The organism is Bacteroides sp. CACC 737 (assembly GCF_013874375.1).
GTDB lineage: Bacteria > Bacteroidota > Bacteroidia > Bacteroidales > Bacteroidaceae > Bacteroides > Bacteroides uniformis.
On the sequence record NZ_CP059408.1, the window covers coordinates 3,549,928 to 3,563,628 of the forward strand.

Sequence of the window (13,701 nt, forward strand, 5' to 3'; positions counted from 1 at the left end):
GCATAACAAGAACAACAAATAGAATCTACGAAAAGGCATATCTCATCGACAGAACGGAAAAGAATGAACCCTACAATAGGGAAAAGAATGAAAAAAAAGCTATAAACAGTCGGCAGAACGATATATTTCAGTAACTTTGCTAACGTGAAAACAGGCTGCACCCCAGCATAAAAAAATGAACAGTATGGAAACTACCAGACAAAATAAAATAGCCCGTCTCCTGCAGAAGGAACTGAGTGATATCTTCTTGTTGCAAACCAAGTCCATGCCCGGCATACTGATTTCCGTCAGTGCCGTACGCATCAGCCCCGACATGAGCGTGGCACGCGCTTATCTCAGTATATTCCCCTCGGAGAAAAGCGAAGAAATCGTCAAGAACATCAACGGAAACATGAAGTCCATACGCTTTGAACTGGGTACCCGCGTACGCCACCAACTACGCATTATCCCCGAACTGAAGTTCTTCGTAGACGACTCACTGGACTATCTGGAACGAATTGATGAACTGCTGAAATAATGTCCCTTCCCTTCTTTATAGCCCGCCGCTACCTCTTCTCCAAGAAGAAACACAATGCCATTAATATCATCTCCGGTATTTCGGTGTGTGGGGTGGCATTGGCTACGTTGGCGTTGGTATGCACCTTGTCCGTGTTCAACGGTTTTCAGGACATGGTGGCAGGCTTTTTCACAGCCTTCGACCCGGAACTGAAAATCACCGTCCGCGAAGGTAAGGTTTTCGACCCGCACGAAGCGTGCATCCGGCAAGTACACGCCCTGTCCGAGATTGACGTGTGGACGGAAACACTGGAAGAGAATGCCATGGTGCAGTACAAGGACCGCCAGGCAATGGCCGTCATCAAGGGAGTGGAGGACAATTTCGAACAGCTTACATCCATCGACAGCTTGCTCTATGGGACGGGAAAGTTCCTACTGAGCGACTCGGTGGTGGACTATGGTTTTCTGGGTGTGGAACTTATATCCGAGTTGGGCACCGGCATTCAGTTCGTGGACCCGTTGCAGGTCTATGCCCCCAAACGGAACGTACGGGTAAACATAGCCAACCCCACTGCGGCTTTCAACCGGGAGTATCTCTTCTCGCCCGGCGCCATCTTTGCCGTCAACCAGCAAAAATACGATTCACGCTACATACTGACGTCACTCGACTTTGCCCGCCGTCTGTTCAATTATGACACGGAAGTTTCTGCCATTGAGATGAAACTGAAACCCGGTTCCAACATCGGCTCCGTACAAAAGAAAATAGCAGGCATTCTCGGCGACCGGTTCATTGTACAGAACCGCTACGAGCAGCAGGCCGATGTTTTCCGCATCATGGAAATAGAGAAACTCATCTCTTATCTCTTCCTCACCTTCATTCTGGGTATCGCATGCTTCAATGTCATCGGTTCGCTGTCCATGCTGATACTGGACAAACGGGAGGACGTGGAGACACTGCGCAACCTGGGTGCCGATGACCGGCTCATAGCGCGCATCTTCTTGTTCGAAGGCAGGATGATTTCTGTGTTCGGCGCCCTCTCCGGCATCGTTTTAGGATTGTTGCTGTGCTTTCTGCAGCAACGTTTCGGGTTGATTTCATTGGGGGGAGGAAACGGAAGTTTTGTAGTAGACGCTTATCCGGTAAGTGTACATGCCACGGATATTATTCTGGTATTCGTAACGGTCATCACTGTAGGCTTCTTGTCCGTATGGTATCCGGTGAGATACCTCAGCAAGCGGCTGCTGAGAAAAAGATAGAAAAACAGTTACTTCTTACGGATAATCGTCAATCCGTCACGCAGGGGAAGAATGACTTTCTCCACACGCGCATCCCGCGCCACCAAATCATTGAAGGCTTTGATACTGATTGTCTGCAGGTCTGTGCGATGGGGTTGTTCTTCCAGCACATGGCCATCCCACAAGGTATTGTCGGCAATGATATATCCACCGCCGGAAAGACGGGCGAGCACCATTTCATAATACTCTATGTATTTACGCTTATCTCCGTCAATAAAGGCAAGGTCGAAAGTGAGGTCCAGTTGCGGTACCAGTTCCAAAGCATCACCGATGTAGAACCTGATTTTATCCGCGTAATCGGAATTCTCCAGCCACGGACGGGTGAAGTCCTCCTGCTCGTCGTTGATTTCAAACGTATGCAGCATCCCGCCCTCCGGCAGTCCTTCTGCTATGCAAAGTGCGGAATATCCGCTATAAGTCCCTATCTCCAGCACCTGCCGGGGACGAATCATCCGGACAAACATCTTGAGCATACGCCCCTGCAAATGTCCGGAAGCCATGCGGGGATATAGCAACTTGACATGCGTGTCGCGATAGAGCGCTTTCAGGTAATCGCCCTCATCATCAATGTGCTGCAAAATGTATTCGTCAATCGTCACTTTGTTAATGAATTATAGGTTAGGGATAAGGGATTAGGGGTTAGGGATTAGGGGTTAGTTCTGCGCACAATTATTAATTAATCATTAACCGCTAATCCCTTATCCTTAATCCCTTATCCTACAAGTATCTGTTACTGTTGGGCAACACACTATCTTCAGCATGCTTCAAGGCATCTTCTACGACATTGATTTCAAGGAAAGAGGTCTGTGTGCCTTCCTTACCGCTACTCAGGTAGCCCACCATGTCCGTAGGACATAAACGGCCTTCCTTCAACAAGCGGCGCAAGGCTGCAAAGTAATATTCCTGCCCGTTGGCAAGTTCGGGCATATAGATAGCTTCCACACCGTAGGAAAGGGCAAGGTGCCGCATAGTCTTTTCCTTGTAGCAGATGGCCAACACCGGATATTTGCCACGGAAAGCGGCAAGGTTACGGGCAGTGCGGCCGCTGTAACTGTCGGTGATGATTGCACGGATTTTCAGTTTGGTGGTAGCCTTTACCGCTTGTTTGGCCAGGAACGCAGTCACGTCGTTGCTGTTCTCGTCCAGCGGAATACGGATATCGTTGTCAGACAACTTGTCTTTCTCCGCTTGGGCGGCAATCTTGGTCATCGTCTTCACTGCTTCTACCGGATACTTTCCATAGGCGGTTTCACCGCTCAACATCAAGGCATCCGTACGATAATAGATGGCATTGGCAATGTCCGTTACCTCCGCACGGGTGGGACGCGGATTGGAAATCATGGTATGAAGCATCTGTGTGGCAACAATCACCGGCTTCTTGGCAAGAATACACTTGCGGATGAGCACACGCTGGATGCCCGGAATACGTTCCTGCGGAACTTCAATACCGAGGTCACCGCGAGCTATCATCACACCGTCGGCTACTTCCAGGATTTCATCGATATTATCAACGCCTTCCTGGTTCTCAATCTTAGCAACAATACGGATATCGCTGTTATGAGCGTCAAGAATTGCCTTGATGTCGAGTATATCCTGCTTATTGCGCACAAAGGAGTGGGCAATGAAGTCTATGTTCTTCTCAATGGCATAAAGGATATTGGTGCGGTCCTTCTCCGTCAGAGAAGGCAGATTGATGCGGACGCCGGGAACGTTGACGCTCTTGCGGCTGCCCAGAGTAGCCTCATTCTGTACTTCGCAGAGCAGATAGTCGGGGGTCTTCTCTACAACGACCAACTCTAAGTCACCGTCATCAATAAGGATATGGCCGTCCACATTCAAGTCTTTGACGAAATGGGGATAGGATACCGAGATACATTCACGGGTAGTCTCCTGCTCCGGGTTGCCTACCACCTTCACGCGGTCGCCCGCCTTGAAAGGAATGGGCTCAGCCAGAACCGTCGTACGGACCTCCGGTCCTTTCGTATCCATCAGGATAGCGATGCGGTTGGAAACCGAACGCACATTATTAATCAACTTCTCGGCACCTTCACGGCCAAGATGTGCAGTATTCATACGTACAACATTCATACCTGCATCGAACAACTGCTTTATAAAATCAACATCACAGCGCTGGTCAGAAATCGTTGCGACAATCTTCGTTTGCTTCAATAACATAATCTATATACCTATTTTATTTAATAATCTTTTAATGCCTCCATGGCCAGACGGTAGGAGTTCAGCCCGAAACCGAGAATGACACCCTTGCAAGCGCAGGAAATCATGGACACATGACGAAAAGCCTCGCGGGCATGTACATTAGAGATATGCACCTCAATCACTGGAGAAGTGACCGAACGGATAGCATCTTGCAGAGCGATGGACGTGTGAGTGTAAGCACCCGCATTCAAAATGATGCCGTCCACATCAAAACCCACCTGCTGAATCTTGTCTATCAGCTCTCCCTCAATGTTGGACTGGAAATAGTCAATCTGTACATCCGCATATTTCTTACGGAGTTCGGCAAGGTAGTCTTCAAAAGTAACGCTACCGTAAATGGAAGGTTCACGTTTGCCCAAGAGATTTATATTGGGGCCATTAATAATCTGTATCCTCATAACACAATTTTTTATACCTTTGCGGTGCAAAGATAGTGCAAACCGAAAGCAGATGCAAATTTATTTGCAATTTGCTGAAATGCAGTCTATTTTCGCGAAGCAAAGGTAGAAAAAAGAAATGAAATCAGAAGAAAAATCCACGAATAAGGAGAAACAAACGCTGATAATCAGAAAGTACCACCAGTATCTGAAACTGGAAAAAGCACTCTCACCCAATACAGTGGATGCTTACCAAACAGACTTACAGAAGCTGCTGCACTTTCTGGAAGGAGAGGGTATCGCTATCCTTGACACTACCCTGGATGACTTGCAGCATTTTGCCTCCGGACTGCACGACATCGGCATCCATCCCCGCTCGCAGGCACGCATCTTGTCGGGCATCAAGTCATTTTTCCATTTCCTAGTCATAGCCGACTACCTGGAAGGAGACCCCAGCGAACTGTTGGAGGGTCCCAAAATCGGATTCAAGCTTCCAGAAGTATTGACGGTGGAAGAGATAGACCGCATCATCTCCGCCATTGACCTAGGCACAAACGAGGGGCAACGCAACCGGGCCATCCTCGAGACTCTATACAGTTGCGGCCTACGGGTATCGGAACTGTGCAACCTGAAAATCTCCGACTTGTATTTCGACGAAGGCTTCATCAAGGTAGAAGGTAAGGGCAGCAAACAACGCCTTGTACCTATATCGTCCCGTGCCATCAAAGAAATAAGGAACTGGTTCGTAGACCGTAATGGAGGCTGGAAAATCAAGAAAGACTTCGAGGACTATGTATTTCTGGCACGCTGGGGCAAAAACATCTCGCGCATCATGGTATTCCATCTTATCAAAGAACTGGCAGAGAAGGCCGACATCACCAAAAACATCAGCCCACACACCTTCCGCCACTCCTTTGCCACTCACCTGCTTGAAGGAGGCGCCAACCTACGCGCCATACAAAGTATGCTGGGGCACGAATCCATTGCTACAACAGAAATTTACACACACATCGACCGGAACAGATTGCGCAGTGAAATCATAGAACACCATCCCCGCAATATAAAGTATCGCAAAGAACGGGAAATTCATTAAATTATGATAAAATTACTGCGAGGGTTAACAAACTGTAATAGGATTTAATATCTTTGCGTTGTTATGTTCATGCCCAAACAGCACACTAACATGGAATAGACAAATTTCAATTACAAACAATTAATTTATACCTAAAATGACTAAGAAATTGTATCTGCCGTTTTTAATGGCAATGGTTGTTGCATTAATGACATCATGCAGCAAAAAAATGGGTGAATTGTCATCTGATTATTTCACCGTAACTCCTCAAGTTCTGGAGGCTGTAGGTGGTAAAGTTCCCGCTACAATCAACGGAAAATTCCCCGAAAAGTACTTCAACAAGAAGGCTGTGGTAGAAGTGACTCCAGTATTGAAATGGAACGGTGGCGAAGCTAAGGGCCAATCTGCCGTATTCCAAGGCGAAAAAGTGGAAGGTAACGACCAGACTATCTCTTACAAGATGGGCGGCAGCTACACGATGAAAACATCTTTCGACTATGTACCGGAAATGGCAAAATCCGAACTGTATCTGGAATTCAAGGCTACAATCGGTAAAAAGACTGTCACCATCCCTGCTGTAAAAGTAGCTGACGGTGTAATTTCCACTTCTGAGATGCTGGAACAAACATTGGGTAGCGCTAACCCCGCCAACGGTGACGACGCTTTCCAACGTATCATCAAAGAAAAGCATGACGCCAACATCATGTTCTTGATCCAACAAGCCAACGTACGCGCCAGCGAATTAAAGACTGCCAAAGAATTCGGCAAAGAAGTGAAGAACATAAACGAAGCTGCCAACAAGAAGATCAGCAACATCGAAATCTCCGCATACGCTTCTCCTGATGGTGGTGTAGACTTGAATACTACATTGGCTGAAAACCGTCAGGACAACACAGCTAAAATCATCAACAAAGATTTGAAGAAAGCCAAAATCGATGCAGCAGTAGACACCAAGTATACAGCTCAAGACTGGGAAGGTTTCCAGGAACTGGTATCCAAATCAAACATCCAAGACAAAGAATTGATTCTTCGCGTTCTTTCCATGTATCAGGATCCTGAACAAAGAGAACAAGAAATCAAAAACATCTCTTCTGTTTATAAGACTTTGGCCGACGAAATCCTGCCGCAACTGCGTCGTTCACGCCTGACTTTGAACTACGAAATCATCGGTAAGTCTGACGAAGAAATCGCAAGCCTCGCCGACAGCGATGCCAAGCAGTTGAACATCGAAGAATTGCTGTATGCCACTACCTTGACTAAAGATGCTACCAAACAAGAAGCCATCTTCACAAAAGCTACTCAAATCTACCCGAACGATTTCCGTGCTTACAACAACTTAGGTAAACTGGCTTATCAAGCTGGTGATCTTGACAAGGCTGAAAGCTACTTCAAGAAAGCTCTCTCTATCAAGGATGCTCCTGAAGTCAACATGAATCTTGGTCTGATTGCTTTGACCAAGGGTGACAAGACCGCAGCAGAAGGCTACCTGAGCAAGGCTTCCGGTTCTAAGGAGCTGAACGAGGCATTGGGTAATCTGTATGTTGCTCAAGGTCAGTACGACAAGGCTGTCAACTCATTCGGCGATACAAAAACCAACAGTGCAGCTTTGGCACAAATCCTGGCTAAGGACTACAACAAAGCAAAGAGCACATTGGCCGCTATCGAAAAGCCGGACGCTTACACTGACTACCTGATGGCTGTACTTGGCGCAAGAACCAACAATACATCTATGGTAACCAGCAGTCTGAAAAATGCCATTGCAAAAGAACCGGCTTTGGCAAAGAAAGCTGCTTCTGACCTAGAATTCGCCAAATACTTCACTAACACTGACTTTATGAATATCATCAAATAATAAAGGTTAGACTGAAAAGAACGTGCCCGGCATAGAAATATGTCGGGCATTTCTTTTTATTCACACCAAAAAGAAGTATTTTCGCGACGAAGTATCAGAAAAAGAACCGGAATGAAGAAAATCTATCTTGCATACCTTCTGCTTATTATATTGTCTGCCTGCGGCAGCAAAAACACGAATTCAGTCCACCTAAGCGGTGAAATCAAAGGGCTGGGGAATGATACCCTTTATATATATGGTACGGACAAGTTCTATAACCGTATGGACACACTGCTTGTCAAGGATGACAAGTTCTCTGCAACCCTCACCACCGACACACTTGCCTCTACATGGTTGCAATTCAGCGACGGTACGGAATATCCGCTTTACCTGGACAAAGGAGACAACATAAAGATAAAAGGTTCTGCCGCCGAGCTTACTTCACTGGAAATCACGGGAAATGTCCCCAATGAAGAACTAACCGCCTTTCAGAAAGAGTTGAAAGGCTTGAGTACTCCCTCGGAGAAAGCATTGGAAGAAAAAGCAGAAGCCTTCATCAACAACCATCCTTCTTCACTGGTAAGTATCTATCTGCTGGAGAAATATTTCGTGCAAAAACCGCAACCGGACTTCGCCTTAATCAAAGAAATGACAGCAAACATGACCGGAGGCTTAAAAGACCGTCCGTATGTGGACGAACTGCTTGATCTGATCCAAGAAGAAGAGAAGATATCCATCGGGAAAACTATCCCTTACGTCAACCTGCCCAATGCCAAAGGTACACAAATCAGTCGCACCAGCTTTAAAGACAAATATCTGTTGATACATTTCTGGGCATCTTGGGACCCGCAAAGCATGGAAGCCAACGCTGCCCTGCGCCGGATTTACAAGAAAGAAGAAAAGAACAAACTATTTGCCCTCTGGGGTATTTCCTTGGACATCGACAGAAAGGAATGGGAAGAAGCAATCAAAAGAGATACCCTGAGGTGGGAACAGAGTTGTGATTTCTCCGGATGGAACACAGCGCCCATCAAGCAGCTCGCCATACAAGCATTGCCTGCCAACCTGTTCCTTAGCCCTTCCGGAAAAATTGAAGGGAAGAATATGAGTGAGGAAGACATCAAGAAGAAACTGGAGGAGATAGAGCAAAAGGAAAAAGAGAAGAAAGAGAGTGAAAAAAAACTCAAAAAACAAAACCGACGGTAGCCTATCCTGCCATCCTAACCCCTAATCACTAAAAACGTGCTCATAAAAGTTTTTGGAGCGGCTGTTCAAGGTATTGACGCAACCCTCATCACCATTGAAGTCAACAGTTCCAGAGGCTGTATGTTCTATTTAGTCGGTTTACCGGACTCTGCGGTCAAAGAAAGCCATCAACGTATCATATCTGCTTTGCAAGTCAACGGTTACCGGATGCCTACCAGTAATATCGTCATCAACATGGCACCGGCAGATATCCGCAAGGAAGGTACAGCTTACGATTTACCTTTAGCCATCGGCATACTTGCCGCCAGCGAAGTTATCCAGTCCGATAAGCTGGAACGCTATCTGTTGATGGGTGAACTAAGCCTTGATGGTAGTCTGCAACCTATCAAAGGAGCACTCCCCATTGCCATTAAGGCCAGAGAGCTGGGGTTTGAGGGTATGATAGTTCCTTGCTCGAACGCACATGAGGCCGCTGTAGTGAACAACCTAAAAGTCTACGGCGTGGAGAATATCAAAGATGTCATTGAGTTCTTCAACGGAAAACAAAAATTATCCCCGACACAAGTCAATACCCGCGAAGAGTTTTACTCCCAACAAAGCTCTTTTGAACTGGACTTTGCAGAAGTGAAAGGGCAGGAAAATGTAAAGCGAGCGCTGGAAGTAGCCGCCGCAGGCAGCCACAATATTCTTCTCATTGGGGCCCCGGGTAGCGGAAAGTCTATGCTGGCAAAACGTCTTCCCTCCATACTTCCTCCTTTATCATTGGGAGAAAGCCTGGAAACGACCAAGATTCATTCTGTTGCCGGAAAACTCGGTAAAGGTGGCGGACTTATCTCAAAACGGCCATTCCGTGATCCGCACAATTCCATTTCCACAGTAGCCATGACTGGTGGAGGCAGTTTCCCCCAACCCGGTGAAATCAGTCTGGCTCATAATGGAATCCTATACCTCGACGAATTGCCTGAGTATAACCGCAGCGTTTTGGAGGTTCTCCGCCAACCGCTGGAAGATAGAAAAATTACTGTATCACGCATTCGATGCAATGTGGAATATCCTGCCAGTTTTATGCTGGTAGCCTCCATGAACCCATGCCCATGCGGATACTACAACCACCCGACCAAAGGCTGCGTTTGCAGTCCCGGGCAAGTACAGAAGTATCTAAATCGCATATCCGGACCTTTACTCGACCGCATAGACCTGCAAATCGAAGTTACCCCACTTCCTTTTGAAAAGATGGCAGACACTCGCCCGGGTGAGTCGAGCGCAACAATACGAGAGCGTGTGATACATGCCCGACAAATTCAGGAAACAAGGTATGCAGACATTCCCGGTGTATATTGCAATGCCCAGATGAACAGTAAACTGCTTGCCTGCTACGCCCGTCCGGATGACAAAGGACTTGCCATGCTCAAAACTGCCATGAACCGGCTGAACCTTTCGGCCCGCGCCTACGACCGCATATTGAAAGTATCACGCACCATCGCCGACCTGGAAGACTGCGAATCAATACAGCCGGCACACTTGGCGGAAGCTATCGGATATAGGAATCTGGATAGGGAGGACTGGGCAGGATGAAAAAGGGATTAGGGATTAGCGGTGAGCGATTAACAGTCAGCCCCTTTAATCTCTAATCCCTAATCTCTAACCCTTATTTCTCTATCCGAATGCGCGCATCCACCGCTATCACCTGCTTTTCAGTCGCCAACAATGGATTGATATCCATCTCCTTGATTTCCGTTGCAAAGCGCAGCAAGGTGGAAAGCCGTACAATAATTTCGGCAAATTTATCTTCATTCACACCCTTCTGCCCGCGCGTACCTTTGATAATCTTATAGGCACGCAACGAGTGAATCATGGAGTAAGCCTCCTCATAGGACAACGGTGCAAGACCGGAAGATATATCCTTCAGCACCTCCACAAAAATACCGCCCAGGCCGCAGAGTACCACATGTCCGAACTTCTCTTCATATTTGGCACCGATAAACAATTCCGTCCCTTTCAGCATCGGCTGCACCATAATAGCACTGGCTTCGGGAATCTGCATCATACGGTCGAATTCCAATGCCAAATGCTGTTCACTTTTGATATTGAGCACAACACCGCCTACATCCGACTTATGCACCGGCCCCACCACCTTTGCCACCACCGGGAATCCCGTGCGGCGTGCAAAGGCAAGCACTTCTTCCTTGTTGTCCGAAACAAACTCCTCCACAATAGGAATACCTGCAGAGCTGAGCAATGCCTGCACATAGTGCGGTGCGATATAACCGTCCGCAGGAATGGAATCTATAATCCGGCGGATACGGGGAACATCCACTCCAAAGAGCTCGATTTCATTATTGGCAGGCCTCGGGGCATTCATTATCCGAGAAAGTGCCGTGCCCAAAGTCACTTCATCGGCAAAGTTCACATGGCCTTTTGCCAGAAAAGCAGCAACCTCGGCTCCTGCCGTATTGATGGAAGGAAGAATCGGAAAAATCGGCTTCTTGCAATGCTGCATCTTCTCATGCAGCACGTCATACATTTCAAACATGGTCACCAGTCCCGGAGTACCGAAAATAGCCATTACAGCATCAATATTGTCCAACTTCTCCTCACAATACTCCAGACAGAGGCGCAGATGTTCCGGCGTACCCGTAGCCAGAATATCAATGGGATTCCCCACAGCCGCACCGGGGAAAAGCTTGCCCTTAAGTTCCTCCGCCACCGGTCCTTCCAGTTTCGGGACATTCAGTCCGCCCTTACTCAACGCATCGGTCAACATCACTCCCGGACCGCCGGCATGGGTAATGATGGCGAAGTTTTTCCCTTTCAGTTCCGGCAGTGTAAAGATACAACCTACGGTTGTCAGCTCCTCGCGCGAATAGCAACGCACAATACCCGCCTTACGGAACAAGGCCTCTACCGCCGAATCGCTACTGGCAATGGCCCCCGTATGCGAACTCGCCGCCCGGCTGCCGCTTTCGCTACTGCCCGCCTTGATGGCCGCAATCTTGCAGCCCTTCTTGATGAGCGAGGATGCATGAAACAGCAGACGGTCGGGATCACCGATACTCTCAATATAAAGAAGTTTTATTCTGGAATCCGCTTCCGGATTGAAGTGTTCGTCCATGTATTGCAATACATCCTCCACACCGATTTGCTTGGCATTGCCCACAGACCATACAGAGTTGAACTGCAAGCCCTTGGTCACAGCGCTCTCCAATATGAACACCGCTGTGGCACCGGAGCTGGAAATCAAGTCTACCCCTTGCGGATGCAGTTGCGGGATGGGCTGGCTGAATACACTGTGATGCCACGAGTTCATAAAACCGATACAGTTGGGGCCTATCAGAGAGGCTCCATACCGGTTCACCGTTTCCAGTATGCGATCTTCCAGCACAGCACCCTCATGGGTCTCCTCACCAAAACCGGCAGAAAGAATAATGAACGCCTTCACCTGCTTCTCCGCGGCAAGCACCTCCACCGCATCGGGACAAAGCGCGGCAGGTATGGCAAGGATGGCAAGGTCCGTATCGGGAATGTCCTTCACATCCGCAAAGGCAGCAACACCCTGCACTTCAGTCTCTTTCGGATTCACGGCACGAAGCTCACCGGTATATCCGCCACTAAGCAGATTTTTCAGGATAGCTCCTCCGGGTTTGTGTACATTGTTAGATGCTCCCACTACCACAATACTGGCCGGGTGAAGCAATTGGCTTGTTATCATAGTTGTTTTTACATTAAGTTAGTGATTCATGCACAAATATACATTTTCCATACATAAAAGCAATCGGTAAAAGAGAAAATAAGCTTAATCCCTTGCAAAATATAAATAAGTTTACGGAAGTATATATATTTGTGCCATCAATAACAATACGCAGAAAACTACCCCATATGGAAAGCCGTGTCAAAGAGATAGATTATCTGAAATGCATCTTCATCACCCTGATGATTATCTTCCACCTTGTATATATAGGTGACAAGTATCCGTATGCGAAACAAATCGTCTATACGTTCCACATGTCCGCTTTCCTGATTATTTCGGGCTATCTGGCCAATAACCGGAAGGATGCCCGAAGCTTTCTCCGCAAGTTTCTATGGATTTTCATTCCGTATGCCTGCATGGAGGCGGCCTATACGGTGATGTCGCATTTCCTGCCCGTACGCGAAAGTGTAGATGCCATTACTCCTGCTATATTACTCGACAAGATATTCCTCCATCCGATGGGGCCTTACTGGTATCTGCATACACTGATTCTGTGCAGCCTCATCTATTATATCACATTCCGCTATGTACGGCTGTCGGTTGTCTCCCGGCTGGTTGTGGCCGGTGTCTGCCTGTTTGCCCTTTCCCATTGGGGAGGATTGATGAACTTCTCCAATGCCCTCTATTTCCTTATCGGCATGACAGTGAGCCAAAGCGGGCTTCGTTTTACACAAGTCTTTCGCGCCACAACCTTCGCCATTGTTCCATTCGTAATACTATGCTGCTTTCCCGCCAATCTGGATAGGGGTACTCTGGCAGGAGTCGCCATCACCTGGCTTTCCATCAGCCTGTTGTTGGCAGTCTACAATTATCTGCCGGCACAAGCCAAGCGGCTTTCCTTCTTTATAGGACGCAATACGTTGGTCATACTCCTTTTCTCGCCCATTTTCACCATTCTGTCCAAAGCGTTTCTACCCGTATTTGCCTTCGACCCTACGGGGATACTGTTCCTTGTCACTGCTACCGTCTTCACTCTTAGCGGCTGCATGAGTATGGCATGGGCTATGGACAAGATGCACGTTTCCAAATTCTTCTTCGGGAAAAGGAGTATATTGTGCTGAGACGAAATCATCAGATGATAAACAGTAATTCAAGGCAAACTTTTCAGCCAAATCCCCATAGATAGACTGGAGCATTCTCTTCCAGCACCCCAGCCAATACCCGCTCCGCCTGCCCTACCTCGATCACCGTTTCATATTGCTAGCCAGTTCAGCAATGTCTGCATATACCAGACATAGCCTTCGAAACGCCGATACAGCCATATAATCGAAATTCTCCTTCAAAGTCTGCTCGGACTTATCCGGTACAAAATTCAAAGATACGGTAGGTATAGCTCATCAGTACTAACCACCGGACGGCAAGAACGGGAAAAAACCAGTTTGTGCAACACTATTTCACTAAGCGTATCCAACTGTCCAAGTACTGTTTTTGCCAGCAAGCAAACAGAAGCAGGCAAATT

At 47.6% G+C, this 13,701-nt stretch carries 11 protein-coding genes; 7 read left to right on the forward strand and 4 right to left on the reverse strand.

What is annotated here, in order from left to right; translation table 11 throughout:
- Nucleotides 1-184 precede the first annotated feature (184 nt).
- Together rbfA and H1A11_RS14915 are read left to right on the forward strand one after the other, a co-directional pair.
- A complete protein-coding gene (gene rbfA / locus H1A11_RS14910; RefSeq protein WP_005834378.1) occupies nucleotides 185-517 on the forward strand; it encodes a 30S ribosome-binding factor RbfA in 333 nt (110 codons plus the stop codon).
- Nucleotides 517-1,752 carry an FtsX-like permease family protein gene (locus H1A11_RS14915; protein WP_117601397.1) on the forward strand — a complete coding sequence of 412 codons (1,236 nt, stop codon included), beginning with the start codon at nucleotides 517-519 and terminating at the stop codon, nucleotides 1,750-1,752. The genes rbfA and H1A11_RS14915 overlap by 1 nt, the downstream gene beginning before the upstream one ends.
- A gap of 8 nt (nucleotides 1,753-1,760) precedes the next feature.
- Here H1A11_RS14915 and H1A11_RS14920 read toward each other — a convergent pair whose 3' ends face one another.
- From H1A11_RS14920 to aroQ, 3 genes are all read right to left on the reverse strand, one after another.
- Nucleotides 1,761-2,390, reverse strand: a complete 630-nt coding sequence (locus H1A11_RS14920) for an O-methyltransferase (protein ID WP_005834376.1) — start codon at nucleotides 2,388-2,390, stop codon at nucleotides 1,761-1,763.
- 118 nt (nucleotides 2,391-2,508) lie between these two features.
- Nucleotides 2,509-3,966 carry a pyruvate kinase gene (gene pyk, locus H1A11_RS14925; protein ID WP_005834375.1) on the reverse strand — a complete coding sequence of 486 codons (1,458 nt, stop codon included), beginning with the start codon at nucleotides 3,964-3,966 and terminating at the stop codon, nucleotides 2,509-2,511.
- 20 nt (nucleotides 3,967-3,986) lie between these two features.
- Nucleotides 3,987-4,406 carry a type II 3-dehydroquinate dehydratase gene (gene aroQ / locus H1A11_RS14930; protein WP_005834372.1) on the reverse strand — a complete coding sequence of 140 codons (420 nt, stop codon included), beginning with the start codon at nucleotides 4,404-4,406 and terminating at the stop codon, nucleotides 3,987-3,989.
- A 118-nt stretch (nucleotides 4,407-4,524) separates the two neighbouring features.
- Here aroQ and xerD point away from each other — a divergent pair, with 118 nt between their 5' ends.
- The 4 genes from xerD (at nucleotide 4,525) to H1A11_RS14950 (ending at nucleotide 10,069) form a co-directional block, all read left to right on the forward strand.
- Nucleotides 4,525-5,478: a site-specific tyrosine recombinase XerD gene (gene xerD / locus H1A11_RS14935; protein WP_117601398.1), complete on the forward strand. Its 954-nt coding sequence runs from the start codon at nucleotides 4,525-4,527 to the stop codon at nucleotides 5,476-5,478.
- A 136-nt stretch (nucleotides 5,479-5,614) separates the two neighbouring features.
- Entirely contained in the window at nucleotides 5,615-7,309 is a 1,695-nt protein-coding gene (locus H1A11_RS14940) for a tetratricopeptide repeat protein (RefSeq protein WP_117601399.1), read from the forward strand.
- Nucleotides 7,310-7,420: 111 nt separating this feature from the next.
- Nucleotides 7,421-8,494 carry a TlpA disulfide reductase family protein gene (locus tag H1A11_RS14945; RefSeq protein WP_117713748.1) on the forward strand — a complete coding sequence of 358 codons (1,074 nt, stop codon included), beginning with the start codon at nucleotides 7,421-7,423 and terminating at the stop codon, nucleotides 8,492-8,494.
- A 36-nt stretch (nucleotides 8,495-8,530) separates the two neighbouring features.
- Nucleotides 8,531-10,069, forward strand: coding sequence for a YifB family Mg chelatase-like AAA ATPase (locus tag H1A11_RS14950; protein ID WP_117713747.1), 1,539 nt, complete (start codon nucleotides 8,531-8,533; stop codon nucleotides 10,067-10,069).
- Nucleotides 10,070-10,142: 73 nt separating this feature from the next.
- Here the strand turns inward: H1A11_RS14950 and H1A11_RS14955 are convergent, their stop codons facing one another.
- On the reverse strand, nucleotides 10,143-12,203 hold the full coding sequence (locus H1A11_RS14955; RefSeq protein WP_117601402.1) for an acetate--CoA ligase family protein: 2,061 nt from the start codon (nucleotides 12,201-12,203) through the stop codon (nucleotides 10,143-10,145).
- Nucleotides 12,204-12,370: 167 nt separating this feature from the next.
- On the opposite strand from H1A11_RS14955, the gene H1A11_RS14960 reads away from it, so the two are divergent.
- Complete coding sequence (locus H1A11_RS14960) at nucleotides 12,371-13,303, forward strand: acyltransferase (protein ID WP_117601403.1); 933 nt, start codon at nucleotides 12,371-12,373, stop codon at nucleotides 13,301-13,303.
- The last annotated feature ends 398 nt before the right edge of the window (nucleotides 13,304-13,701 follow it).